Source organism: Candidatus Thiothrix putei (genome assembly GCA_029972225.1).
In the GTDB taxonomy this organism is placed as follows: domain Bacteria; phylum Pseudomonadota; class Gammaproteobacteria; order Thiotrichales; family Thiotrichaceae; genus Thiothrix; species Thiothrix putei.
On sequence record CP124756.1, the window covers coordinates 143,549 to 168,612 of the forward strand.

Consider the following 25,064-nt stretch of genomic DNA (forward strand, 5'->3'; position numbering starts at 1 on the left):
GCGGATTTGTTTGCATCGACATCATTCACGGGATGAAAATGCAAGGCTTGTCATCACGGAACACCTTTTTCATGCTCACTGATACAGAACTTCGCGCCCGCCTGCACTTCTGGCGTGCTAAAGGCATCGGCCCCGGTAGCCTGCGCCGCATCGTGGAATACTTTGGTGGTGCAGCAGAAGCGTTACAGGTGTCTGATACGGCTTTGCTAGAGGCTGGCTTGAAAAAAGAAGGGATTGCTGCCTACCGCGCCCAGCCGCGTGACGCTGCTGTTCCTGATTGGCGTTGGGTGGAAGCTTCTGATCAGCATCATATTTTAGTGCCGGAAGACAGCCGTTACCCGGCTCTGCTCAAGCGCATCCGCACGGCTCCGCCGGTATTGTTCGCATTGGGTAATGCTGGGTTACTGAATGACCCGCAGATTGGCATGGTAGGCAGCCGCAACCCAACCCAGGGCGGCAAAGAAAACGCCCGCGCGTTTGCGGCACATTTCGCTACCAATGGCCTTACCGTCACCAGCGGTCTGGCCGTTGGCATTGATGCACACAGCCACGAAGCCGCTTTGGAGGCTGGGGGCAATACCATTGCCGTGGTGGGGAATGGCCTCGATATTATCTACCCCTTACGCAACCGTAAACTAGCGGAGCGTATTGTCGCACAAGGTTGTATCGTGTCTGAATTTCCGATTGGTATTCCTGCACACCCCCAACATTTTCCGCGTCGTAACCGCATTATCAGCGGCATGAGTTTCGGGGTATTAATTGTGGAAGCCGCCTTGCAAAGTGGCACGCTCGTCACCGCCCGTCATGCGATGGAACAAGGGCGTGAAGTATTTGCCATTCCCGGCTCGATTCACAATCCCTTGGCGCGTGGTTGCCACCATTTGATCCGTCAAGGTGCAAAATTAGTCGAAACCGCCAACGATATTCTGGAGGAAATTGCGCCACAATTAAACGTTTGGTTACAACAAGATAAGGCGAATTCCACACCCCTAGGACAAGCGGCTCTAAACTTGTCTGCGCAATTACCTGACACCACTACCTTTGATCCCGAATACCTGCAAGTACTTGATGCGTTGGGCTACGAACCACTACCGATAGACCAGATTATCCTGAATACAGGCTTGACCGCTGACGCAGTTTCATCCATTCTCCTTATGCTCGAACTGCATAACCTTGTAGCAGCGTGTGGTGGTGGTCACTACATGCGATTGGGGTCAGGAACTGGAATCTGATGAAAGAAAATACGCTGGATGTTCTCTTCTACCTATTTGACAACTATCCCGACATGGGTGACAACCTGCCGGAAGACCGTGCGTCTATGCATGGCTACTTGCAGGATGCGGGTTTCCTCAACAGTGAAATTACCCGCGCTTTCGATTGGCTGGAAAGCCTCGGTGATACCGCCGAACGGGTGGAAGTGACCTATCGCTCTTGTACCACCCGCATTTTTGCCCCACAAGAACGTTACTGGCTGGATGGCGAATGCCAAGGCTATTTGATGTTCTTAGAGCACGCAGGCGTGATCAGTGCCGAAGCCCGTGAACAAATTCTCGACCGCGTGTTGGAATTACAGGACGAAGATTTTAACCTCGACCGCCTCAAATGGGTGGTGTTAATGGTGTTATTGAATCGCCCAGAAGAAGGCAACAGCTTTTTTTGGGCTGAAGGCTTAAGTGTTTCCGGCGAAGCCCCTGTGTTTCATTGAAGAGTCATTCACCCGCCTGAACGCTTGTGGCATGATAGCGCCTTTGTGTGAACAACCAACAGGCGCTGCCATGACAACCCAACCTAACTGGTTTACTGAATTATCTGATTCCGGCACGATTTTCGGCTTGGAATTGACCGAAGCGGGCAAACTCCACGAAGAACAAACCCCGTTCCAAAAGCTGGCAATCTACGACACCACAACCTTCGGCAAGCTGATGACGCTGGACGGTTGCACGATGGTCACGACCCGTGACAACTTCGTTTACCACGAAATGATGGCACATCCGGTATTATTCAGCCACCCTGCGCCTAAGCGCGTGTGCATTATCGGCGGCGGCGACTGTGGTACGTTACGTGAAGTGTTACGCCACCCGGAAGTCGAATCCGCGATTCAAATCGACATTGATGAGCGCGTGACCCGTGTGAGTGAAATGTTTTTCCCGGAACTGTGCGAGTCCAACAATGACCCGCGTGCGACCTTGGCGTTTGAAGATGGCATTGCGTGGATTAATAATGCTGAACCCGGCTCACTGGATGTGCTGATTGTGGATAGCACCGATCCAGTAGGCCCCGGCGCGGTATTGTACAGTGAAGAGTTTTTCCGGGGCTGCTGGCGGGCGCTGGGTGAGAATGGTTTGTTGGTGCAGCAAAGCGAATCACCCTTGGTTCACGCCGAAAAAATCATTAAACCGATGCACGACACCATGCGTCAAGCAGGTTTCAGCGATACCAAACTGCACCAGTTTCAACTGGTGAGCTACCCGACCGGCTGGTGGAGTTGCACAATTGCGGCGAAAGCGGGCAAGGTAGAATTTGCACGGCAAGCCGCAGCAGAGGTACTGACCTTCCCGACCCGCTATTACAATGCAGGGATTCATCAGGGAAGTGCTGCGCTACCGCAGTTTTTGAAAGAGCTGCTGGGCTAATGTTTGAGGGGGTGAGTTATCACCCCCCTTCTTTGGGTAATCACCCTTTGTCTTTTTCTGTGGTGAGTGCGTACCAATCGAAATGCCGTGTTGCCATCATCAGCAAGGCAAGTACCGCAAAGATCAATACACTGCCCATGAGTAGCGCATTTTCTTCAGCCTGTAAAATGATGTAGAGCAAGGTGTATAGCCCTGCTAACCCTGCCCCTAGCAGTAAACCCAGCTTGCGGCTATGCAAAATGGCAGCAAAATACAGCGTTAACAGACTCGTGCTGGCTAAGGCCGCTATGCCATAAGCTTGCAGAAAATCAATGTGTTCTGACAGGGAAATCAGTAGCAGGTAGAACACCAGTAAGGCAAACCCCACTAGCGTGTATTGCACCGGATGAACCCGCAGCTTTTTCAATAATTCAAACAGCATCAGCACCACAAAGGTGAGGATGATGAACAGTGCGGCGTATTTGATGCTACGTTCGGATTGCTGATACACATCCACCGGCTGGATGAGGTCAAACCCGACGGCGCGATCTAACAAGCTGCTGCATTCACCCTGACGGCATTGTTCCAAGGCTCCGCTAACATTGTAAGAAAACGATGAGGCTTGCCACACTGCATGGAAGCCGCTGTCATTAACGTCACGTGTTTCGGGGAGTAATTCACCGCTAAAGCTGGGGTGAGGCCAGTTAGCCGCCAGTTTTACCGTGCTGTTTTCAGCTAATAGGGCGAAATTCATCGAGCGCATTCCGCGCAATGCCACATCGAATTGGAAGGGAATACGCTGGCTTTGGGTCAAATCGAGGTCGGGGAGTTTGGCGTGCATCCCGGCACTGGCACTGCCGGGAAGATTGTTCCCCGGTTTGAAGGCGAGGGTTGTGCCGTTCCATTGCAAGCTGGGCGGGGTGGCAATGCCGCGTTGATCACGTACCATGACGGCAAGCTGGGGTTTTTCCCAGCGGATTTGTTTGTTTTTGGTGTCAGCAATGCGATCCAGCAAGGCTTGCGTATTGAACTCACCCGTAACGTGTAAATCACTGGTATACACCGGCACATCGTAAATGCCGCGATAGCGTAATGCGCTGTTGAGTTGGCTGGTAATGTCAAGGCGTGTCGGCATCAGGTACAGCGTGTCTTTGTCCGTGACTTCGCGCCGGATTTCACGTTCCTTGCCGTCTTTGTCTTTGACCATTTCCTTGATGTTGTAGGTCAGTTGGTAGGGAATGGTGAGCACCGGGCCTGCCAGCGTTTGCGTACCCGGCCAGCTTTGTTCGATGCTTTGATACGCTTGAGAGCGCCAACTTTCGCGTTCACCCACTAACCCTAACATAAAGGCTTGCGGGATCAGCAATAAAATAATCAGAAAAGCGATGAGTGCGAGTTTGAGGTAGTAACGCTGATTCGACATGAAAGACTCCTTATGATGACAGGGCGAGTGCTATCATAAAGAACAATAATGCAGGATTGATGGGGGCAATGTGGAAAAGCAGCGGAGTTTGGTGCAGCTTTCGTGCAGTGGCAGGCTCGCCGGATTAATCGCGCCGCAATGCCTTTGGTAACACAAACGATACGTTTTCGGTGATGCCTGAATCTTGTACGCGTACCTGTGCCCCGTGCGCTTGTAGGTGGGCAATCACGCCTTCCACCAACACTTCGGGGGCAGATGCGCCAGCGGTTACACCGACGCACTGCTTGCCTTCCAGCCATTCGACACGAATGTCTTCCGCGCCATCAATCAAGTAAGCGGGTGTGCCACGCTTTTCGGCAATTTCACGTAAGCGGTTGGAGTTAGAACTGTTGGGCGAACCGACCACCAAGATCATATCGCTTTCATCTGCGAGTTTTTTCAGCGCATCTTGACGGTTTTGGGTGGCGTAGCAAATGTCGTCTTTTTTGGGGCCAATGATGGCGGGGAAGCGGGTGCGTAAGGCATCAATCACGATGGAGGCATCATCCACTGACAAGGTGGTTTGGGTGACGAATGCCAGCTTTCCGGGGTTGTTCACCACCAGTTCCGCCACTTCTTGCGGAGAATCAACGCGGTAGACAGCACCACCAAAAGACGTATCGTATTGCCCCATTGTGCCTTCGACTTCGGGGTGATTTTTGTGACCGATGAGGATGGTTTCGCGCCCTTCGCGGCTGTAACGCATCACTTCAATATGCACTTTCGTGACCAGCGGGCAGGTGGCATCGAATACTTTCAAGCCCCGGCGTTTGGCTTCTTGCTGTACCGCGAGCGACACCCCGTGGGCGCTGAAAATGACGGTGGCATCGTCGGGCACTTCGTCGAGTTCTTGTACGAAAATCGCGCCTTTGTCACGCAAGTTGTTCACCACAAAACGGTTATGCACGACTTCGTGACGCACGTAGATGGGTGCGCCGAGGATTTCCAAGGCACGGTCAACGATTTCGATAGCGCGGTCAACACCGGCACAAAAGCCGCGTGGGTTGGCGAGAATGGCTTGCATGGAGGGATTCCGTCTTGTCTAAAAGTGGTTGTCAGGGCAACTGTAAACTAAAGGGTGGTTTCAAGGCTATTTTCCGTTATATTGCCTGTTTTTGATTACCTTTCCCCCAAGGGCTAACGAATGGCGAAGCAACCCGAACCCGCGCAAGAATCATCCCTTTACGAACACAAACAAGAGGCAATCCAACGCCCGGATGTTGGCGTACAGGAAGGTTTCCGCGACCACAAGCCGCCGCGTCAGTACCGTTATGACTCTTCACTGTCACCGGAATTGTGTTGGGATGAAACCGCCGGACGGGAATTTGCCGAATGGTTGCTGATGCGGATTACCGAAGCCGCTGAACAGGGGGAAGCGGCGGTGTTTGCCGAAGCCTTGGTTTGGCAAGGCACGGGGGAGAAATTCCGTAGTATCCGTGAGTGTGTGGCGCGGTTGCAGACCTTGACCCAACCGTTTTTGAATTGGACGGGCAAGGCGGAACGCCATCAAATCAGTGTGCCGACCATTCCGCTGTTTGTGCATGAACGCCATTCGACGCAGGGGATTTTGAACGGGCTGGATAGCTACCGTCAAGCGGGGACAAATCTGGATTTATTCGGCGATCCGCAACTGGATATTAGCGAAAAGCTCGAAGCGTATGAGCATAAAGGGCCGTGGGTGAACCGCATGGTGCTGGGGGATTCGCTGCATGTGATGAATTCGCTGCTGGAATACGAGGGCATGGGTGGTCAGGTGCAGATGATCTACATCGACCCGCCGTATGGGGTGAAATTTGGCTCGAATTTCCAGCCGTTTGTACGCAAGCGCGATGTGAAACACGGGGCGGATGATGAAATGATCCGCGAGCCGGAAATGGTGAAGGCGTACCGCGATACGTGGGAACTCGGCTTGCATTCGTACCTGACCTATTTGCGTGATCGGCTGTTGCTTGCCCGCGAACTGCTCACCGAATCCGGCTCCGTCTTCGTCCAAATCTCCGACGAAAACCTCCATCACGTCCGCGAAGTCCTCGACGAAGTTTTCGGTGCAAATAACTTTTTGAGGGTAATTTCTTTCCGAAAGAAGTCTATGCCTTTGGGTGGTGCTGTTTTAGAAGAAATGAACGACTATCTTATTTGGTATGCTAAATCTAAATCATCTGTCAAATATAACCAGTTATTTCAAGAGGTTGACCTGCAAGGACTATACTATTGGAACAAAGCCGTTCTTCCAGATGGCTCACTTATTTCTTTAAATCGTGATCAGATAGCTAACCACAGCTTAATACCAGATCAAGGAGCTGTCGCTCGTTTAGTTTCAATCAGACCTCCTTCATTTAGTGCCAATGCAGTCTTTCCAGTGAAAGTTGATGGAAAAACCTATTTCCCTACGAAGGGAGGATGTTGGATAACTAATCCTGAAGGAATGAGTCGGCTTGTTAGTCAAAGAAGGTTAACCCCATCAGGGAGTAGTTTGGCTTATATCTACAAAAAGAATGACTTTCCTTTTAGTAAAGTTACAACGCCGTGGATGGACACCGGCACTGGAAACTTTTCAGAAGAAAAAATGTATGTTGTTCAAACATCATACAAAGTGATTCAGCGGTGTATGTTGATGACGACTGATCCGGGGGATTTGGTGCTTGACCCGACGTGTGGGAGCGGTACGACGGCGTATGTGGCGGAACAATGGGGCAGACGCTGGATTACCTGCGACACCTCCCGCGTCCCGCTGGCATTGGCACGGCAACGCCTGCTAACCGCTACTTTTCCGTGGTACGAACTCGACCAACCCAGCCGTGGCCCCATTGGTGGCTTCGTTTACACCCGCAAACAAAACCGCAAAGGCGAAGAAATCGGCGGCAAAGTCCCGCGTATTACCCTCAAATCCATCGCCAACAACGAAGACCCCGAAATGGTCACGCTGGTGGATAAACCTGAAATCAACAACAAAATCACCCGCGTGTGTGGTGCATTCACCGTAGAAGCCACCATCCAAGCCGCCAATTCCCTGCTGCACGAACAACACGCCGTCGATAAAAGCGTCGCCGTGCAAGGCAATGCCGGGGCATACCTTGACCGGATGCTGGAAGTCCTACGCAAATCCGAACGCTTGCAACTCCCCGGCAATAAACAACTGTTACTCGACCATGTGCGGGCATTATCCGCCGAAGACTACGAACACCTGCACGCCGAAGCCACCGAAAAGAGCGATGCAGACAAACGCATTGCGATTGTGTTTGGCGCGGAAAGTGGCGCAATCAGCAGCGAACTGGTATTCAACGCCGCCAGTGAAGCCGTGTTCATGCGCTTTGACGCGCTGTATTTCTTCGGTTTCGCCATCCAAGCCAAAGCCCGCGAACTGCTAGAAGACCGTAAGAAAATGCGTATTCCCTGCACTTACGTGGCCGTGACCCCCGATGTGGTCATGTCGGATTTGCTCAAAACCAGCAAATCATCCGAAATCTTTTCCATCACCGGCTTACCCGACATCGCGTTCTACAAAACCAGTGAAAAAACCCCCGCCAAAGAACCGCTGTATCAGGTCAAATTGTTAGGGCTGGACATTTTCACCCCGCACAATTGCGCCACCGAATCCATCGAAGCCAATAACCTGCCGTGCTGGATGCTCGACACCGACTACAACGGCATGAGTTTTATTGCACGGCAAGTGTTTTTCCCCAAAACCGCCGCGTGGGACAACCTGCAAAAATCCCTCAAAGGGCGCTTTGCTGATAGCGTGTGGGATCATCTGGCAGGCACAGAAAGCGAAGCCTTCCGCTTAGGCACACGCAACCGCATTGCCGTCAAAGTGATTGATGAGCGCGGCAATGAATTGATGGTGGTCAGGGATGCAGCCGATGCACGGTAGTTTTGTACGACAAATAGCCGTGTTAAAGTTTACAAAATATACTAAAAGTATGAGAATTGTAAACCGTGTTGCTGGAGGCTGCCATGTACCCTGAACGTCTAAAACGCGCCCGCGAAGCAGCGGGTTTATCGCTACGTGCGCTCGCGGAACAAGTGGGCGTTTCCCAAACTGCGATCAAAAAATACGAAGACGGTGTTAATACCCCTGACTCTAGCCAATTGATTAAATTGGCAAAAGCCCTGAACGTGCGTGGGGAATATTTCTTCCGCCCGTTTACTATCCAGCTTGATAAAACTGTCGAATACCGCAAACGTGCTAACACGCCAGAAAAGTTGCTCAAGCAAATTCGTGCCGATGTGGAGGAACAAGCCGAACGCTGGCACGAATTAGCCAATCTTTACCCACAGTTCCCCGTTAAGCCTTTTGCTGTACCCGCAGATTTGCCTGCTACGGTGCAAACACTCGATGAGGTGGAACAGGTAGCCGCTAAGGTACGTGAATGCTGGAAACTCGGCGAAGACCCCATTACGGATTTGGTAGATGTACTGGAAGAACACGGTATTCTGGTAATTTTTACTGGACTGAATGCTGAGAGTAAATTCGATGGTTTAGCCGCAACAATTGAAACGCAACCTGTCATCGTAGTGGCGAAACATTGGGCAGGAGATCGGCAGCGTTTCACCTTGGCACATGAGTTAGGACATTTAATGCTGCACGGGCGGTTAGCTGAAGAAATTGGTGAGGAAAAAGCTTGTAACCGCTTTGCTGGGGCATTCCTATTGCCTGCAACCGCTATCCAGCGGCAATTAGGGCAACAACGCCGCACGTTGGAATGGCAGGAACTTTACATGCTCAAACATGAGTTTGGTTTGAGTATGGCGGCTTGCCTGTACCGTTCTTCAGATACCGCTATCACGTCCCCTGACGTGACGAAAAGCCTGTACCAACAATTTGCAATACGTGGGTGGCGCAAACAAGAACCTAAAGCCCCTTACCCACAAGAACAAACCTTGTTGTTTAAACAACTGGTTTATCGTGCCTTGGCAGAAGGCTGGATAGGCGAATCCAAAGCGGCTGAATTATTGGGTATCCCGCTCTCCCGTTTCCATCACGAACGCAAACTGGAAGGTGCGGATGCAGTTACTGATCAGTGATGCCAACATCCTCATCGACATGGAGGAAGGGCAGTTATTGAAACTGATGTTCAAACTTCCTTTTGATTTTCGTGTGCCGGATTTGCTGTTTTTTGATGAACTGGAAGAGCAACATGCCCACTGGCTGGATCATGGTTTGCAATTAGGCACACTGAGTGGCGAAAGCGTCAGGCGTGTCTCACAACTCACCCTAAAATACCCAAAACCCAGCCGCAACGATTGCATGGCATTGGTGTTAGCACAGCAGGAAAAATGCCCTCTGCTCACAGGTGACAGAGATTTACGACAAGCCGCTGAACGTGAGGGCATCATGGTTCAAGGCAGTATCTGGCTAGTAGAGCAACTGGTGACGCACGGTATTATCAGCCTTGATGCCTCCCGACAGAGCTACCAACACATGGAACGTAACGGACGGCGATTACCTTGGAAGTTAGCCTACCAACGTTTGGATGCTTTACAGGATGAACTAATATGACCACCGATACCGCCGTCGAAAATCCTATCATCAACTCCCCCTTTGTTGAGCCGCAATGCTATTGGGACATCAAAAAAGGCGAACAACCCAAAACGCTAACGGGCAGACGTGAAGCCTATTACTACTACCGTGTGCCGGACAGTGCCAAACGCGGACGTAAAAGCAATCAATTGAGCTTTGACGGTGACTTGGGCGTAGGTCAAAAAGAAGAACTGCACATCGCCAATTGGCTGCGTAAACGGGTCAAAGAATGGCGTAGCGGGTCACTGACAGGCATTCCGTATGATGGCGCATCCGACATTACCAAAGAACTCCTGCGCTTGTGGAAAGCCGAAGAAGGGCGTTTCCAGCGTTTATTCTTCGCCCAAGTGGAAGCCGCTGAAACCATCATTTTCCTGACCGAAGCCAACCCGCTTTACCATAAAAGTATGCCGCTGATTCCGGTGGATCAACCGGGAGAAAAAACCAAAGCGGCTGGCTTCAAGTCATTCACGCGCTACGCCTGCAAAATGGCAACGGGTACAGGTAAAACCACCGTCATGGGGATGCTGTCGGCATGGACAATCCTTAATCGTGTGGCTTTCCCGACGGACAACCGCTTTACCGATACCATCCTGATTGTTTGCCCCAACGTGACTATCCGCGAACGCCTCAAAGAGCTTGACCCAGCATTAGGCGACCAAAGCATTTACCGCACCCGCCAACTCGTACCACCGCACCGCATGGAAGAACTGCGCCGGGGTGAAGTCATGGTAACGAACTGGCACAAACTGGCGAAGAAAGAAACCAACACTGTCAATGGTGATTCTGCCAAGGTGGTAAAAACAGGCGAAGCGGTCGAAATCACCAAAAACGCGGGCAAAAAGAACGAATCGGTCGAGGTAAAATACCAAGAATCCGATCAGGCTTGGTTCAAACGTATCAAACAAGAATTAGGGTCTGGCAAAGGTCGTTGCCCATATTGGCTGGTATTCAATGATGAAGCCCACCATGCCTACCGCCGTGGTGATACCAGTGATGATGAGGATGAAGCCATTACACTGGATGAAACCGCCAGTGAAGACCGTTCAACTTTGGCGAAAAAGAATGACAAAGAAGCCACCATCTGGATTGAGGGCTTAGACCGCATCAATCGCATGGCAGGCAAAAATAAACAGGCAGGCGCAAGAGGTGACAGGGGAATTAACCTCTGTGTGGATTTATCAGCTACGCCGTTTTACATCCAAGGTTCAGGCAACGAAGTCGGCAAGCCGTTCCCGTGGGTAGTGTCAGATTTCGGCTTGTTGGATGCGATTGAATCCGGTTTGGTGAAAATCCCGCAATTACCCAGCCGTGACATTTCCGGCAATGAAGAAGCCAACTATTTCAATATCTGGCGTTGGATGGAAGAACAGGCTTTTAAAGACGGCATAGCCAAATCCGCCAAAGATTTAACGCCTGAAGTGGTGTTGCGCTATGCATCCACTCCGATTCTGATACAAGCCAGCGATTGGCATCAGCGTTTCCAACAATGGATGGAAACCGAAAAAACCGAACTGCACCCCGTTCCGCCCGTCTTCATTATCGTCTGCCGGGATACCAAATTAGCAGCAGAAGTGTACGAATGGCTTGCCAACGACAAAGGCAACTATGGCACATCCCCCGACTATTTCCGCAACCATCCGGGTGAAGAAAAAACCGTGCGCATAGATTCCAAAGTCATGGAAGATATGGAAGAAGGCACGGGTACAGATGAAGTTAAACGCCTGCGCTTCATCCTCGATACCGTTGGCAAAAAGACATGGGCAGGCGGCAAAGTACCCGAAGAATACGCCGACATCGTGCGCAAGAATAACGAAAAAGCCGCCAGTGATGACAATGACGGTTCGACTGTATTCATGGACGACAAAGTACCGCCGGGGCGTGATATTCGCTGCATCATTTCCGTGGCGATGCTGGCAGAAGGTTGGGATGCCAATACCGTTACCCATATCGTCGGCTTGCGCCCCTTCGGTTCACAATTATTGTGTGAACAGGTGGTCGGTCGTGCCTTGCGCCGCCGTTATTACACACTGGAAGAAGGCACAGACCGCTTCGGGGAAGAATCCGCCCGTGTGTTTGGCGTACCGTTTGAATTGATTCCGCTGAAAGTCTCCAAACCGGGGACAAGCCCGCCGAAACCTGACCCTACCCATATATTCAGCGTACCGGAAAAGCAACGCTATCAAATCACTTTCCCGATGGTGTCCGGTTACTTCATGCAGGAAGAATCAGCGGTTAGTGTGGATTACACCCGTATCCAACAAGTTACCCTTGACCCGACAGAAATCAATGACAGTGTGGAACTCACTTCCATGACTGTGCCAGAAGGTCATTTAGCGGTGTATGGGCCAGGTGAAAAACCGGTACTGACCTTGGCGGATTGGCGCAAACAGTTTGGGCGTGACCAGATGGTAGCGTTCAAAATTGCCAGCAAGGTTTGCCAACACTGGCAAAAGGAGCGGGTACAATCGGTCAATGATGCTGCCGCGCAAGCCACGCTCCAAGATTTATTCCCACAAGTGCTACTAGCCACCAAACGCTTGCTGCAAGACCGGGAAAAGCTCATTTGCAAAGGCACAACCCAACCTTGTGATGTGTTACTGGCAGGCAAATATCAAATGTCAGTAGTGGATGCTTTGTATCAAGCCATTGCCTTTGGCGATGCCAGCAACCACGAACTGCCACGCATTCCCAAAGGTGAAGCGGGCAGAGGTTCTACCGAACACGTTGATTTTCACACCTACAAGCCGACCTATGCCGCCAACAAATGCCATATCAATTTGCTGGTAGCCGATACCAAAAAATGGGAACAAAGCACCGGGTTTGCGCTCGATACCCATGCAGGTGTGGTGAAATGGGTCAAGAATGAACACCTGAATTTTGTCATTCCCTACCGCAAAGAAGGCATACCAGCGCGTTACATTCCCGATTTCATCGCGGTACTGGATAACGGTCTGAACCTGATTCTCGAAACCAAAGGGCGTTATCTGGATGATGCCGACCGCAAAGCCAAAGCAGCACAAAGGTGGGTGGATGCGGTGAACCGAACACAACAATACGGGCAATGGGCTTATATCGTGGTGCGTGATCCGACTGAGCTGCCGAAGTTGTTGGATCGTTTGGCAGATACATCCACCAACCTGCCTTTCATGACATCCGCGTGAAAAATATGAAAGGTGACGGTTCGCTTTACCCACGCAACCTTGTAAGATACCCGCACCTTTAGTGTTCAAAATAAAAGCGAGTGCATCCATGCTCCACGCTCACCTTTCCCCAGGGCCGCTACCGTCGCGTATGCAATTGACCAAAGACGGCAAGTTGAAACACTTTCTGACTATCGAAGGTTTGCCGCCGCTATTGTTGGAAGAGATCCTTGATCGCGCCGAACAATTCGTCACGTTGCCGAATAAACAGCAGAAAAAAGCCCCCCTGCTGCGCGGCAAAACAGTCATGAACTTGTTTTTCGAGAACTCCACCCGTACCCGTGTGACGTTTGAAATCGCCGCGCAACGCCTCGGCGCAGATGTCACCAACCTCGACATCCGCACCTCATCCGCCTCCAAGGGCGAAACCTTGCTGGATACGGTGCGCAATCTGGAAGCGATGAACGCCGATATGTTTGTGGTGCGCCATGAACACGCGGGCGCGGCGCATTTCATTGCCCGCTACTGCGCCCCGCACATCAGCGTGTTGAACGCGGGGGATGGGCGGCATTCGCACCCCACCCAAGCGATGTTGGATATGTTCACCATCCGCCAAAAGAAGGGCAGTTTCCAGCCGTTGAAAGTGGCGATTGTCGGCGATGTGTTGCATTCGCGGGTGGCACGTTCGCAAATCCACGCCCTGACCACGCTGGCAGCCGGGGAAGTGCGCGTGGTTGCGCCGAAAACGCTCGTACCTGCGGGTATCGAGCGTATGGGGGTGAACGTGTTCCACCACATGGAACAGGGCATTGAAGACGTGGATGTGGTGATTATGCTGCGCCTGCAACGCGAACGGATGCAGACCGCTTTGCTGCCTTCCGAACGCGAATTTTTTAAGCTCTACGGCTTGACCGAAGAACGCCTGCAACTGGCTAAACCCGATGCGATCGTGATGCATCCCGGCCCGATCAATCGCGGGGTGGAAATTGATTCCCGCGTTGCCGATGGTTTGCAATCGGTCATTCTTGAGCAAGTTACCAACGGCATTGCGGTGCGCATGGCGGTCATGTCGATGATCATGGGTTCACAAGGAGGTGCAGCATGAGCCTATTGATACGCAATGCACGGGTTATTGATCCCGCCAGTGGGCTGGATGGGCAACGCACTGTCCTGATCGACGGTGGGCGGATTACCGCGTTGGCAGAAACCTCCGCCGCATTTGCCGCCGATGAAACCATCGACGCGCAAGGCTTGTGGGTATTCCCCGGTGCAGTGGATTTGGCCGCGTGTTTGCGCGAGCCGGGGTTAGACCATAAAGCCACCCTCGCCAGCGAAACCTTTGCTGCTGCCAGTAGTGGCATTACCACGTTGTGCTACCAGCCTGAACCGGGTGCCAATTTCGACAATGCAGCGCAGGTCAAACTGATATACGACCTCAACCGGCGGGCGCACTACGCCAATGTTGAAGTGTTGGGTAATTTGACTCAAGGCTTAAAAGGTCAGCAACTCAGCAATATGGCAAGCCTGAAACGCGCCGGTTGCGTGGGCATGAGCAATGGGCGGCAGCCATTCCATAGCCTGCAAACCTTGCGCCGTGCAATGGAATACGCTGCCACTCATGACTTGACCGTGTTCATTTACCCCGTGGAACACGCATTGGCTGCGGGTGGCTTTATGCACGAAGGTGAGGTATCGGCTCGCTTGGGCTTGCCTGCGATTCCATCTGCTGCGGAAACGGTGGCGGTGGCGCAAACCTTGGCACTGGCAAGCCATACCGGGGCAAAAGTGCATTTCTGTCGGTTGTCTGCGAAACTGAGTGTGCGCCTGATCCGGCAGGGCAAGGATAGTGGTCTCGACATTACGGCGGATGTGGCTGCTCACCAACTGTTCCTGACGGATATGGATGTGAGTGATTTCAACCCGCTGTGCCACGTGATGCCGCCGTTGCGCTCAGCACGTGATTTGGATGCATTACGTGAAGGGTTGGCGGATGGCACGATTGATGCGATTTGTTCCGACCATCAGCCGCACGAAGTCGATGCTAAACTGGCACCTTTCCAGCAAACTGAACCGGGCATTTCGGCACTGGAAACCTTGTTACCGCTGACCTTACGCTTGGTGGAAGACGGGGTGTTGAGCTTGCCAGAAGCTTTGCGTAAGATCACCGCAGGTCCCGCGACTATCATTGACAGCGAGGCAGGGCAGATCAATGTAGGTGCTCCGGCTGATTTGGTGCTGTTTGATCCAGCGGCCTTGTGGGAGCTGGATCTGAATACGATGCACAGCAACGGGCGCAATTCGCCGTTTGGTGGCTGGAATTTTAACGGTGCGGTGAAACGTACTTTATTGGCAGGGAAGACTGTGTTTAGCCGTTAACTGCCCCACAAACTTGACAATGGCACTGCCATGAGCTTTTCGCCCAATGGCAGTGCCTCCGTCCCATCGTACAGAATCACCCCTAGTTTCATGGCATCGCCTGCCAAACCCGCCAGCCGTTTCAGCCCGCGCAGGTCTTTTTCGGTGAGCGTGGCGGAGGCTTTAACTTCCACGCCGATCAGTTCGCCCGCCCTGTTTTCCACCACAAAATCGACCTCATACTGGTCAGTATCACGGTAATAGAGGATTTGGTAATCTGCTTGTGCCCAGGTACTGTGCTTGAGCAATTCGGCATACACAAAAGTTTCCAGCAATGCGCCGAACAAAGTGCGATCACGTTTGAGGCTATCCACCGTCAACCCCCGCACAGAAGCCAGCAAACCGGAATCTATAAATTGCAGTTTGGGGGATTTGAGGACGCGCTTGAGACGGTTATTCGCCCACACCGGAATACGTTTCAGCACATACATCTGCTCGAAAATACCCATGTATTTGTTGGCTGTTTTGGCATCCATCCCCATTTGCGCCCCTAACTGGCTGTAATTGCAGAGTTGCCCTGCCATTTCTGCCAATGCGTGTAGGAAAAGGGGGAGTTGCCCCAACTTGTCGATAGTGGCAATGTCCTGCACGTCGCGTTGGATGAGTGCATCAAGATACTGGCGATGCCATGCCTGACGGCGACGTGGATTCGGGCGGGTTAAGGCTTCAGGGTAGCCACCGCGCAAAACGGCTTCTATCAGGTCATCACCCAGCAGGGGTTGAGTGGTCACAGGGATGTTTCCTGCAAAGATGGCATCTAGCCAACAGCTTGTTTGGTAATGGGTTTCTACCTGAGCAAACGGGTACAAGGGAAGGGTTTCCATGCGTCCTGCCAATGAATCCGCTACTAAGGGCAACGTCATTAAGTTGGCAGAACCCGTTAGCAGGAAACGCCCCGGTCGGCGGTCTTCATCCACGGTCTTTTTGATCGCCAGCAACAGTTGCGGCGCACGCTGGATTTCGTCAATCACTGCCCGATCAAGAGTACGGATAAAACCGACCGGATCTTGTTGCGCCGCCAACAGGGTAAGGTTATCGTCCAGTGTCAGGTAGCGCATCCCAGTGCCTGCTAATTGGCGTACCAACGTGGTTTTTCCTGCTTGACGTGGGCCAGTAATCAATACTACGGGTGTATCAGCTAATGCTTCTTGTACGTGTGTTAGCAGTAGTCTGGGGTATAATGAGGCGTTATTCATGCGGTACCTACGTCGTAATATTAGGATTAGTATAGCGTGAAATCAGGATTATGTTGCCCTACGATCAGGAATGAAATGGATGTTTTTTGATGTTTGATATTGCGCTTTACCAACCCGAAATTCCGCCGAATACTGGCAATATCATGCGCTTGTGCGCCAACACTGGCTGCCGTTTGCACCTAATCCACCCGCTAGGCTTTTCGCTGGATGAGAAGCAAGTCAAGCGGGCGGGAATGGATTACCGCGATCTAGCGGTGGTACAGGAACACGACAACTTTGCCGTGTTTAACCTAGCGATGCAGGGCAAGCGCGTGTTTGCACTGAGTACCAAGGTGAGTACGCGCTACAGCGATGCGGATTTTCAGCCGGGGGATGTGTTGTTGTTTGGCCCTGAAACGCGGGGTTTGCCAGAAGCCTTGTTGTTGAGCCTGCCGGATGAGCTGAAGTTGCGTGTACCGATGCTGCCGGATAGTCGCAGTTTGAATTTGTCGAATACTGTAGCGGTCGTGGTGTATGAGGCATTACGTCAACAACATTTTGTGGGATTAGGCTAGACTCGACACATGAAACTAATTCGCCGCATTTTCCCCGCTCCTGCTCATGACCCCGGTTGTGTTGCTACCATTGGCAATTTCGATGGGTTGCACAAAGGGCATCAAGCGGTTATCCAACACGTTGAATGGAAGGCACAAGCCTTAGGCTTGCCTGCAACGGTGATCAGTTTTGAACCGCTGCCGATTGAGTTCTTCCGCTCGCCGCCACCACCGCGCATTTATGCGTTGCGTGACAAATTACGCTTGCTGGAAGCGATGCAGGTTGAGCGCTTCGCTTGCCTACGTTTCAACAAGCAGCTTGCTAATATGGAAGCAGAAGACTTTGTGCAACATATCTTGCTGGATGGCTTGAAGGTGCGCTATCTGGTGGTGGGCGATGATTTCCGCTTTGGCAAAGGGCGGCGCGGCGATTACCACTTGTTGCAAGCCATGGGGGCAATAGCCGGGATGCAGGTGGTGGATACCCCGACATTTCTGCACGCCGATGAGCGGGTCAGCAGTACCCGTATCCGGCTGGCATTGAGTACGGCGGAATTGGGTTTGGCAGCGGAATTGTTGGGCAAACCTTACCGGATTTCAGGGCGCGTCCGCCACGGTGACAAACGTGGGCGCACCATTGGTTTTCCCACGTTGAACATGCGTGTGCCACAACATATTGCGTTACGACGTGGGGTGTATGCGGTGCAGGTGTATGGGTTAGGTGAGGAAGTCATCAACGGCGTGGCAAATTTAGGTACACGTCCATCGGTGCATGGGGTGGAAAACCGGCTGGAAGTCCACCTGTTCGACTTTGCCCAACAGGTGTACGGTAAGCATATTTGCGTGGAACCCGTGGCATTCATCCGTGACGAAATGAAATTTGCGTCATTGGATGAATTGCAAGCACAGATTGCGCGGGACGCGGTGCAGGCACGCCATGCCTTAGCATGACGCACACCCTGAACCCCGTTGTTTATTACTCGGCGCGAGTGGTGGTTTCGTAGATACCATCACCGTTGGCATCTAAGTCTAACCATACAATGCCGCTAACGGGGTAAATGCGTAATTTGCTGTTGCTGGCACCACTCAATAGCATTTGTCCAGTCGTTCCCGCAGCATTGATAGGTGTTGGGGTGCTGATGTTCACACACCCATCTACCCCTTCACACAATTGACCGGAGACCGTGATATTGCCTTGGTTAACCATGAGGACGAGATTATTTTCTAACAACTGTAGCCCGCCTGCTTTGCGGGTTATGTTAGAAACAGCGGTGAGTCGCCCTTTGTAATGGTCAATGGCAAATTGTTGTGTACCGGTTTCGGTGTAAGTAATGCCGTTGTATAGCGTATTGCCTGTAGCACTGACACTAAAGTCAGTAATTTTCAGTAAATTCGTGTCAAATTTGTTGATCGTTAATGTGCCAACACTGTTGATAACGACATCACCTTCTGCACACTGGTTGTGGGAAACGTTTAAAGTTCCGGTGTTGGTTTGGTCATTCAGTGTGCCGCTAATGGTGATTGAGCCACCATTGGTGCAGGGTACACTGTTATTAATCGTCCGTGCTTGATAGTTCTGGTTTGCGATGTATTCATCAATCGTCCCTGCCAAGCGTGCATAACGTTGGGATAAAAGAGCGAAACTGGTGACGCTTGGGTCGCTGGATTTTGCCGCTAACTCACTGGTTTCACTTAAATTCAGCAGGGATAATTCAAGCGCACTGTAGAAAAGTTGCTGATTGTTGCTATTTAAGGCGGCGAGGGTGCGTGCGCCGGTGTAGGCGTTATTGGCAGTTGCTGCACTGCCGGTATCACTACCGCCACCGCAGGCTACGAGGGCGCTGGTTAAGGTTAACAGTGTGACTGTGTAAATGTGTTTAATCTTCAGATTCATTGTTATGTTCTGCCCTTAAAATGGATTAAATAATGGCGAGCACTTCTTGATGTGCTGCTTTGCTGAGGCGTGCCCCGAACACGGTTACGATTTGTGCTGCGGATAAACTCGCTAGTTTCCCTGCTTGGGCATTATCCATGCCTTGGGTGATGCCGTACAAGAACGCACCTGCAAACATATCCCCTGCGCCGTTGGTATCGACCGCTTTTACCGGGTGTGCCGCAATTTCAGTGCGCCCAGTTGCATCGACGACCAGTGCACCTTGGCTACCTAAGGTTATCACCAGTTTGCCAGCGTAAGGCTTAATCGCTCGAATGGCGTCTTCCAGATCATCCTTGCCGGTAAAAACGCTGGCTTCTTCGCGATTGCAGAATAAAATATCTGCACCATCGCCCAGCATCTCATCCACACCACTACGGAAGAAACGCACCATTGCCGGGTCAGAGAATGTCATCGCCGTTTTTACACCGTGTTCCTTAGCGACTTGTCTGGCTTTTAAAGCGGCTGCTCGTGATATGTCTGAGGTCACCAAATAGCCTTCGATATACAAATAGTTGGATTGCTTGAGTTCATCCAAGTGCAATTCGGCTTCGGAAAAGTCAGCGGTAATCCCTAAAAACGTATTCATGGTGCGTTCCGCATCGGGTGTCACCATCACCATACACTTGCCCGTTACGCCTTCGCTGGCTCCGCGCACCTGATCAAGGCGGGTATTTACCCCAGCGGCGTGTAAATCATGCATGTAAAACTCGCCGCTTTCGTCATTCGCTACTTTACAAGCGTAAAACGTTTTACCCCCAAACTGACTAATCGCTACGATGCTGTTAGCGGCTGAACCACCACTGGCACGCTTTTTCAACCCAAAAGTGTCGGTCAAACCAGCGATTAAGTGTTGCTGTTTCGCCTCATCAATCAGGGTCATCATGCCTTTTTGGATGCCATGCGCTGCCAAAAAGTCTTCTGTCACCTCAAATTCTTTGTCCACTAGTGCATTGCCAATACCGAATACGTCGTATTTCATCGTGTCCCCGTCAGATTATTGCTTGAAAATGCCTTGTACCTTATCTAGGTTTTCTTTTCCAGCATTTACCCTGCAATCTGCTACACTGTGCCACCGTGAGCCAGCTTAACGTTACACACTTACCCACAAACTTTTCCCCAGAGTTATCCACGAAGTTATCCACAGGAAAGAAGCTTATCAACACAGTGTTATTTACCATAGAAAAAGCTGTTGATTGTCAGTGCAAGAGGAAGGCAGTCAGCATCTGCGTATCGTTAGTCTGGTTATTTACACCATTTGTCTAAAAAATCTGTTTTTTAATATTAGGTTCAGCGAAGCGTCTGAAAAAAACCAACAAGGTGTAACGGTGTCAAACCTCCTATCTTTTTATCAGGCTGGCAGACTTATCCACAATCGCTGTCAGCAGAATGTTTACCTAGAGGCGATGTTTCACGTGGAGCTTGTCTGATGTCAGTACGTAACATTCTGATCATTAAAACATCATCTTTGGGTGATGTGGTACACATGCTACCCGCGATTACTGATGCCAGTCGCCAGCATCCAGGGCTGAACATTGATTGGGTTGTAGAAGAAAATTTTGCTGAAGTTCCCGCTTGGCATCCATCTGTCGGGAATATTCTGCCAGTTGCCATTCGTCGCTGGCGTAAACACGTGTTCAATCGAACAACTTGGCAGGAAATAAGCGCCTTTCACCGACGCTTACACCAGGTGCAGTATGATGCAATTATTGATACACAAGGTTTGTTGAAAAGTGCCCTGATTGCAGCCTTCGCCCAAGGAAAACGTTACGGTTATGACCGCCATAGCATCCGTGAACCGCTGGCTAGCGTGCTGTACCAACAAGGGTTTAGTGTCGATAAGCAACGCCATGCGATCACCCGTAACCGCCTGTTGATGGCACATGCCTTGGGGTACAGTATTGAAACCTTGCCGCTGGAGCACGGTATTGCAGGTGGCACTTACCCTTTGCCTAATTTACCGCTTCCCAGCCGCTACGTGGTTGGCTTACACGGGACTAGCCGGGTTGACAAAGAATGGCCGGAAACACACTGGCAAACCCTGCTGACTGCGCTGGCAGAACAAGGGATTAGCACCTTATTGCCTTGGGGAAATGCACGTGAACACGCACGGGCGCAACGGCTTGCTCAAGTCACTGAGGGTGTACAGGTACTGCCGCGTAGTGGTTTAGGGGAACTCGCCGCCATCATGCAGCAGGCAGTCGGGGTTATCGGCATGGATACGGGTTTGATGCATATTGCAGCCGCTTTGGATAAGCCGGGTTTGGCTCTGTACCCCGTTACTCAGCCTGCTTTGACTGGCATACAGGGTAACAGCCGCAGCACTAACACCTTGGAAAATCTCAGTGGTGCAGACACGCAGGATGCGGAAGCGGTTACCCAGCGTTTGCTGAATCTGTTGCTTAAATAAACTGACCTGTGTGCAGGAAATGTTGGATATAAGTATATGTTAACGGGGAAAACAGCATCCCTGTGTGGGATACTCGTTGCTGGATACGCACTGTTTGTGCCGGATGGTATGCTTCTACAACACTGACCGCACCATCATTAGGTTCACCCAATAAAAAGGGTGAGCCTAAACCTAATGGCAAGGTTCCGATAATCGCTCCCCATTCACGTCCAATGTTAGTAGGTATATTAACACCGGCTAAACCTGCATCCATGCTGTTACCAAATGCCAAGCCCAATAGTGGTAAGGGTTTGATCATTCGCGCAATTTTGCTGCCTTGAATCGGTGTACCTAAGGTGACGAGACGGCCTGGTGGTAGTTCGGGGTGTTGACTCAACAAATGCAATGCAACAATTCCACCCAAACTGTGTGCGACGAGGTGTAGATAATCTGTGGATAAGCTTTGGATAAACAGGTGTAAGCGCTCAGCATTTTGAGCAGGCGTCAGACTAACAGAGGCATAAGCAGGTACTTTGACAAGATAACCTGCTTGCCGTAAGCGCCTTGCTAGTGTTTGTAATACCAGCGGGCGCATCCAAATACCGTGCAAGAGCACGATGGTTGAAGTGGTAATGGTGCTAACCCTCCAGTTCTGCCCGCAGGCGTTCTTCCTCACGATTTAAGGCACGTCGTTGCGACAGTGAGCGCCATAGCAATGCTAAAATAAACATCAAAGAAATCAACGCAACCACTAACGAGACGCGAGCTGGGGCTGGTAATTTACCGTCCTCACTGCCTGACACCTGTTGTTCTAAGATGTTTTGCAAGGAAGTGCCGGGTTTCTCTGCTTTCCCTGTTTCAGTCGTTGCCGTTGGTGGCGTGAGCTGATCAGTAAAGACCGGTGCTTGTTCAGGGGGAGCTGTTGGGGTTTGGTCGGCTTCTGGGTTGGCTGCTAACGTCAGGTTGGGGGGAGTTGTGCTGCCCGGTTCCGCTGGCGGTTGTGGCGCTGTAACCGTATTACCAGGTTCGAGTTCCTTCAGACGCCCATAGAGTTCCTGGCTTTCTGCATACTGGCGCTTAATAGAAATGCTAGCTTCTCGTAAAGATGCCTGCAAGTTCTGAATATGGGTATCGCGTTGTTCCAGCAATTGTTTGAGTTCAGTCAGCTCTGCTTGCATAGCCGCATCGTCTTGTTGCGCTTGTGCCGGGGTGACGCTGGTAGTAGGGTCGTTGGTGGCATTCGGTAGGGTAGCCACTTGTACCGACGCCGCCTCTAACTCCTTGATGCGTGCATCTTTAACTTGTACCTGCTGCTTTAACTCGGTTAATTCGGTTTGCAATTTAATCATTAAGTCGTTTTGCAGTTGTGCGACCTGTGCTTGTTCGGGAAGAGGTGTCGTGGAAGGTGTTGCTGCTTGTGTGGCCTGCAACGCTTTGAGTTGTTTAGCTAAGGTGGCGCTGTGTTGTTGTTCTGTTTTAAGCTGACCACGTAAGCGGCGGATTTCAGCACGTAAGCTGGCAAGAGAGGCTTGTTTGCCTGCGCTTTGCTTAACTTCTGGCATAACCGGAATTTTTAGGTAAGTGCCTCTTTTTAGAAGATTAATATCGCCATCAATAAAGGCTTGTGGGTTTTGAGCACGGATGGCTGCCATCATTTGTGGCACGCTAATGTCATAGGAAGGGCGGCGGCGACTCGCAATATCCCACAACGTTTCATTATTTTTCACCGGGCCGTAACTGGCTGCGGCATAAGCAGGTGGTAAGCTGGTGAGTGATGCCGCCAGCAGCAGCCCCGTGGCAACGGCAAGTATTTTATATTTCATGATAGTTCCGCGCAGACAGTCTAAGTTAATCTTTTATATAGACGATCCGCACTGTAAATGCAGTCGGATCGTCAACAGCCCAGTTAATCATAACCTGATGTCAGCCGCTCTGCACGGTTTACCGGATGGCTTGCCCCGGCATCGGTATTTCCGGTACAGACTGGTTTGCCCAACGGCTTGCCAGCAGGTATTTAGGTTTTCCGACACCTTGTTGGGGATTCAGTTCCAGTATCGCTTCACGTTCCAGCTTTTCAAGGATTTTTTCCGCGATTTTCTGGCGTTCGGGCTTGCCAATTAAGGACGGTTGTAAGCCTAATGCCTTGGTGTGGTGGCGGATGACGTCAGTCACGGCATCGGTTACAGGGCGTACTGTGGGTTTTATCCCGCCATTGAGGATGCGTGAACGCACTTCCATGTAAATCAGTTTGAAAAAGCGTTCGCGGGTCAGGTCACGCACCTTGGATTCTGGCGGATCAGGGCGTGAATCATCCAGCGTTGCAGTGTTGGTTTCAGCCATTACCGGGGGCATATCGGCTTGTACCGGTACGGTTTCATCTTTGATGCGGATATTGCTGGTATCGGCTGATTCGGTACGTTCTGGTGTAATCTGATTGAGGTACTGATTACGCTCTGTATTGCCGAAGTCTCTGGGGATGCCGTTAACATTGCTGCCCACGCTTGCGTCCGTATCAGGGTGGATTAATTCGCCACGGGTATCCCGCCCCATCAGGAGTAAGGCGCGTTTATGGTCGGCTACGTAGCTGCCTACAAAGTGGAAAGCGTATTCAAATGTACCAATAATGATGACCGAAAACAGGAAGGATGCCCAAATGCCGCCTACATTAAGCAAGTCCTTAAGTAAGCGGATCATGGCATAGTGCTTGTCTTCGTCATATTCCAGCGTTTTCGCTTGGGTAATGGCTGCACTTAGCGCGGAACCCACGACTGCTGCTGAGCCACTGGCAGCGGCTTCGGCGGCGGCAACTTCGCCACGGGCTTCGGCAATTTTGGCATGTTCGTAGCGTTCGCATTGTTGGATGCGGGCATCAGCACGGTATTTGGCACGGCAAGCCGCGAGTTCTGCCTCGTGTCTTGCCAGTGTGCCTCGTGCTGTCGCCAGTTGTGCGGTTGCGCCCGACGGTGTGGCGGCTTGCACGCTCAAATTCTGGATGCTGCCCAACGCGGCCTGAAACACGGGCGACCCTTCAGAACGTTGCCGCACCGTGGCATCCTCACGTTCCATGGACTGAGAGACTTCGGAAAATAAGCCGAAAAACACCACAATGACGGTCGCTACTACAGCAGCCGGGCCTTTGTAACCACTGGCATACAAAAATGCCTGTGCGGCGGTGATCACGGCGGTAATGCCTAGCCCTAGTATCGCATTTGCCCATTGCTCGCCACTCCAATTGGGCGGATCCATTTCCCCGCCCACAAAATATTTGACGACAAAAAATGCGGAGGCGAGGAATGCAGCAAAAGCAGCCATCAATAGCCATGCTTCGGCTTTGCGTAGGTCGCCGAGGATGTCGCGCAATGATTTTGTGGTGATCAGGTGCGCTGGTCGATCCAAGTTGGTATTTGTGTTGGAATCCGTCATAATAAAACCTTCCTGTCTTTAACTATTAACCCAGTGATAGCGGGAATCTCCGGCGTGTTGAAAGCGGCAACTTTCATCACGCCATTTTTATGCTGCATGTTTTTGTCTCATGATTTACATCCAGCCAGCCAACATCAGTAATACACCCAGAAACCATAACAAGTGCCGATCCGCACGCAAGCTATGGGCTGCCACCACTGCCCCGACCAAAGCCAAGCCAATCAGCATGTAAGGTAAATGCAGCATCGCTGTTTCGACATCAATAATTTGTTCTAAACCGGGCAGCAGGATCAGCAAAGCCCATACTGCCGATGCCCAAACGACCAATAAGGCGCGGGTGACTTTCCAGACTTGTCCCCACTCTGGTTTATCGGGTATTTCCTGTATCCCTGTTGCAGGTGTTTGCATCTCAATATTCATAAGGTTACTCCTGGATT

Annotated in this window: 21 protein-coding genes; 12 read left to right on the forward strand and 9 right to left on the reverse strand. The window is 51.4% G+C overall.

Annotation, left to right across the window (positions count from 1 at the left end; all coding sequences use genetic code 11):
• Positions 1 to 71: 71 nt before the first annotated feature.
• From dprA to speE, 3 genes are all read left to right on the forward strand, one after another.
• Positions 72 to 1,232: a DNA-processing protein DprA gene (dprA, locus tag QJT81_00665; protein WGZ94531.1), complete on the forward strand. Its 1,161-nt coding sequence runs from the start codon at positions 72 to 74 to the stop codon at positions 1,230 to 1,232.
• A complete protein-coding gene (locus tag QJT81_00670; protein ID WGZ94532.1) occupies positions 1,232 to 1,705 on the forward strand; it encodes a DUF494 domain-containing protein in 474 nt (157 codons plus the stop codon). Before dprA ends, QJT81_00670 begins: the two co-directional genes overlap by 1 nt.
• Before the next feature lie 70 nt (positions 1,706 to 1,775).
• On the forward strand, positions 1,776 to 2,633 hold the full coding sequence (gene speE, locus QJT81_00675; GenBank protein ID WGZ94533.1) for a polyamine aminopropyltransferase: 858 nt from the start codon (positions 1,776 to 1,778) through the stop codon (positions 2,631 to 2,633).
• A gap of 40 nt (positions 2,634 to 2,673) precedes the next feature.
• Here the strand turns inward: speE and creD are convergent, their stop codons facing one another.
• Positions 2,674 to 4,035, reverse strand: coding sequence for a cell envelope integrity protein CreD (creD, locus tag QJT81_00680; GenBank protein WGZ94534.1), 1,362 nt, complete (start codon positions 4,033 to 4,035; stop codon positions 2,674 to 2,676).
• A 124-nt stretch (positions 4,036 to 4,159) separates the two neighbouring features.
• Positions 4,160 to 5,098 carry a 4-hydroxy-3-methylbut-2-enyl diphosphate reductase gene (gene ispH / locus QJT81_00685; GenBank protein ID WGZ94535.1) on the reverse strand — a complete coding sequence of 313 codons (939 nt, stop codon included), beginning with the start codon at positions 5,096 to 5,098 and terminating at the stop codon, positions 4,160 to 4,162.
• 120 nt (positions 5,099 to 5,218) lie between these two features.
• On the opposite strand from ispH, the gene QJT81_00690 reads away from it, so the two are divergent.
• From QJT81_00690 to QJT81_00715, 6 genes are all read left to right on the forward strand, one after another.
• On the forward strand, positions 5,219 to 7,945 hold the full coding sequence (locus QJT81_00690; protein WGZ94536.1) for a site-specific DNA-methyltransferase: 2,727 nt from the start codon (positions 5,219 to 5,221) through the stop codon (positions 7,943 to 7,945).
• A gap of 83 nt (positions 7,946 to 8,028) precedes the next feature.
• On the forward strand, positions 8,029 to 9,099 hold the full coding sequence (locus QJT81_00695) for an XRE family transcriptional regulator (GenBank protein ID WGZ94537.1): 1,071 nt from the start codon (positions 8,029 to 8,031) through the stop codon (positions 9,097 to 9,099).
• On the forward strand, positions 9,080 to 9,574 hold the full coding sequence (locus QJT81_00700) for a PIN domain-containing protein (GenBank protein WGZ94538.1): 495 nt from the start codon (positions 9,080 to 9,082) through the stop codon (positions 9,572 to 9,574). The genes QJT81_00695 and QJT81_00700 overlap by 20 nt, the downstream gene beginning before the upstream one ends.
• A complete protein-coding gene (locus tag QJT81_00705) occupies positions 9,571 to 12,759 on the forward strand; it encodes a DEAD/DEAH box helicase family protein (GenBank protein ID WGZ94539.1) in 3,189 nt (1,062 codons plus the stop codon). The genes QJT81_00700 and QJT81_00705 overlap by 4 nt, the downstream gene beginning before the upstream one ends.
• Positions 12,760 to 12,847: 88 nt before the next feature.
• Positions 12,848 to 13,843, forward strand: coding sequence for an aspartate carbamoyltransferase catalytic subunit (locus tag QJT81_00710; GenBank protein WGZ94540.1), 996 nt, complete (start codon positions 12,848 to 12,850; stop codon positions 13,841 to 13,843).
• On the forward strand, positions 13,840 to 15,114 hold the full coding sequence (locus QJT81_00715; protein ID WGZ94541.1) for a dihydroorotase: 1,275 nt from the start codon (positions 13,840 to 13,842) through the stop codon (positions 15,112 to 15,114). The genes QJT81_00710 and QJT81_00715 overlap by 4 nt, the downstream gene beginning before the upstream one ends.
• Here the strand turns inward: QJT81_00715 and QJT81_00720 are convergent.
• Positions 15,111 to 16,349 carry an ATP-binding protein gene (locus QJT81_00720; GenBank protein ID WGZ94542.1) on the reverse strand — a complete coding sequence of 413 codons (1,239 nt, stop codon included), beginning with the start codon at positions 16,347 to 16,349 and terminating at the stop codon, positions 15,111 to 15,113. The two genes, QJT81_00715 and QJT81_00720, sit on opposite strands and share 4 nt — an antisense overlap.
• 89 nt (positions 16,350 to 16,438) lie before the next feature.
• On the opposite strand from QJT81_00720, the gene QJT81_00725 reads away from it, so the two are divergent.
• Positions 16,439 to 16,903: a tRNA (cytidine(34)-2'-O)-methyltransferase gene (locus QJT81_00725; GenBank protein ID WGZ94543.1), complete on the forward strand. Its 465-nt coding sequence runs from the start codon at positions 16,439 to 16,441 to the stop codon at positions 16,901 to 16,903.
• 9 nt (positions 16,904 to 16,912) lie between these two features.
• The gene (gene ribF, locus QJT81_00730; protein WGZ94544.1) at positions 16,913 to 17,833 is read left to right on the forward strand and encodes a bifunctional riboflavin kinase/FAD synthetase; all 921 of its coding nucleotides are present in this window, start codon (positions 16,913 to 16,915) and stop codon (positions 17,831 to 17,833) included.
• Positions 17,834 to 17,858: 25 nt separating this feature from the next.
• On the opposite strand, the gene QJT81_00735 is transcribed toward ribF, so the two are convergent.
• Together QJT81_00735 and QJT81_00740 are read right to left on the reverse strand one after the other, a co-directional pair.
• The gene (locus QJT81_00735; protein WGZ94545.1) at positions 17,859 to 18,776 is read right to left on the reverse strand and encodes a hypothetical protein; all 918 of its coding nucleotides are present in this window, start codon (positions 18,774 to 18,776) and stop codon (positions 17,859 to 17,861) included.
• Between the two features lie 25 nt (positions 18,777 to 18,801).
• Positions 18,802 to 19,797 carry an adenosine kinase gene (locus QJT81_00740; protein ID WGZ94546.1) on the reverse strand — a complete coding sequence of 332 codons (996 nt, stop codon included), beginning with the start codon at positions 19,795 to 19,797 and terminating at the stop codon, positions 18,802 to 18,804.
• Between the two features lie 447 nt (positions 19,798 to 20,244).
• Here QJT81_00740 and waaC point away from each other — a divergent pair, with 447 nt between their 5' ends.
• On the forward strand, positions 20,245 to 21,225 hold the full coding sequence (gene waaC, locus QJT81_00745) for a lipopolysaccharide heptosyltransferase I (GenBank protein ID WGZ94547.1): 981 nt from the start codon (positions 20,245 to 20,247) through the stop codon (positions 21,223 to 21,225).
• Here the strand turns inward: waaC and QJT81_00750 are convergent.
• The 4 genes from QJT81_00750 to QJT81_00765 form a co-directional block, all read right to left on the reverse strand.
• On the reverse strand, positions 21,218 to 21,880 hold the full coding sequence (locus tag QJT81_00750) for an alpha/beta hydrolase (protein ID WGZ94548.1): 663 nt from the start codon (positions 21,878 to 21,880) through the stop codon (positions 21,218 to 21,220). The genes waaC and QJT81_00750 overlap by 8 nt on opposite strands.
• Positions 21,843 to 23,027 (reverse strand): FimV/HubP family polar landmark protein, encoded by a 1,185-nt coding sequence (locus QJT81_00755; GenBank protein WGZ94549.1) that lies wholly within the window; start codon positions 23,025 to 23,027, stop codon positions 21,843 to 21,845. The genes QJT81_00750 and QJT81_00755 overlap by 38 nt, the downstream gene beginning before the upstream one ends.
• A gap of 118 nt (positions 23,028 to 23,145) precedes the next feature.
• On the reverse strand, positions 23,146 to 24,627 hold the full coding sequence (locus tag QJT81_00760) for a hypothetical protein (protein ID WGZ94550.1): 1,482 nt from the start codon (positions 24,625 to 24,627) through the stop codon (positions 23,146 to 23,148).
• A 114-nt stretch (positions 24,628 to 24,741) separates the two neighbouring features.
• Complete coding sequence (locus tag QJT81_00765; GenBank protein ID WGZ94551.1) at positions 24,742 to 25,047, reverse strand: hypothetical protein; 306 nt, start codon at positions 25,045 to 25,047, stop codon at positions 24,742 to 24,744.
• Positions 25,048 to 25,064 lie beyond the last annotated feature (17 nt).

Bases quoted from the DNA above. Each gene is read 5' to 3' on its own strand.
- dprA (WGZ94531.1), top strand. From the start codon at position 72: ATGCTCACTGATACAGAACTTCGCGCCCGCCTGCACTTCTGGCGTGCT.
- QJT81_00670 (WGZ94532.1), top strand. From the start codon at position 1,232: ATGAAAGAAAATACGCTGGATGTTCTCTTCTACCTATTTGACAACTAT.
- speE (WGZ94533.1), top strand. From the start codon at position 1,776: ATGACAACCCAACCTAACTGGTTTACTGAATTATCTGATTCCGGCACG.
- creD (WGZ94534.1), bottom strand. From the start codon at position 4,035: ATGTCGAATCAGCGTTACTACCTCAAACTCGCACTCATCGCTTTTCTG.
- ispH (WGZ94535.1), bottom strand. From the start codon at position 5,098: ATGCAAGCCATTCTCGCCAACCCACGCGGCTTTTGTGCCGGTGTTGAC.
- QJT81_00690 (WGZ94536.1), top strand. From the start codon at position 5,219: ATGGCGAAGCAACCCGAACCCGCGCAAGAATCATCCCTTTACGAACAC.
- QJT81_00695 (WGZ94537.1), top strand. From the start codon at position 8,029: ATGTACCCTGAACGTCTAAAACGCGCCCGCGAAGCAGCGGGTTTATCG.
- QJT81_00700 (WGZ94538.1), top strand. From the start codon at position 9,080: ATGCAGTTACTGATCAGTGATGCCAACATCCTCATCGACATGGAGGAA.
- QJT81_00705 (WGZ94539.1), top strand. From the start codon at position 9,571: ATGACCACCGATACCGCCGTCGAAAATCCTATCATCAACTCCCCCTTT.
- QJT81_00710 (WGZ94540.1), top strand. From the start codon at position 12,848: ATGCTCCACGCTCACCTTTCCCCAGGGCCGCTACCGTCGCGTATGCAA.
- QJT81_00715 (WGZ94541.1), top strand. From the start codon at position 13,840: ATGAGCCTATTGATACGCAATGCACGGGTTATTGATCCCGCCAGTGGG.
- QJT81_00720 (WGZ94542.1), bottom strand. From the start codon at position 16,349: ATGAATAACGCCTCATTATACCCCAGACTACTGCTAACACACGTACAA.
- QJT81_00725 (WGZ94543.1), top strand. From the start codon at position 16,439: ATGTTTGATATTGCGCTTTACCAACCCGAAATTCCGCCGAATACTGGC.
- ribF (WGZ94544.1), top strand. From the start codon at position 16,913: ATGAAACTAATTCGCCGCATTTTCCCCGCTCCTGCTCATGACCCCGGT.
- QJT81_00735 (WGZ94545.1), bottom strand. From the start codon at position 18,776: ATGAATCTGAAGATTAAACACATTTACACAGTCACACTGTTAACCTTA.
- QJT81_00740 (WGZ94546.1), bottom strand. From the start codon at position 19,797: ATGAAATACGACGTATTCGGTATTGGCAATGCACTAGTGGACAAAGAA.
- waaC (WGZ94547.1), top strand. From the start codon at position 20,245: ATGTCAGTACGTAACATTCTGATCATTAAAACATCATCTTTGGGTGAT.
- QJT81_00755 (WGZ94549.1), bottom strand. From the start codon at position 23,027: ATGAAATATAAAATACTTGCCGTTGCCACGGGGCTGCTGCTGGCGGCA.
- QJT81_00760 (WGZ94550.1), bottom strand. From the start codon at position 24,627: ATGACGGATTCCAACACAAATACCAACTTGGATCGACCAGCGCACCTG.
- QJT81_00765 (WGZ94551.1), bottom strand. From the start codon at position 25,047: ATGAATATTGAGATGCAAACACCTGCAACAGGGATACAGGAAATACCC.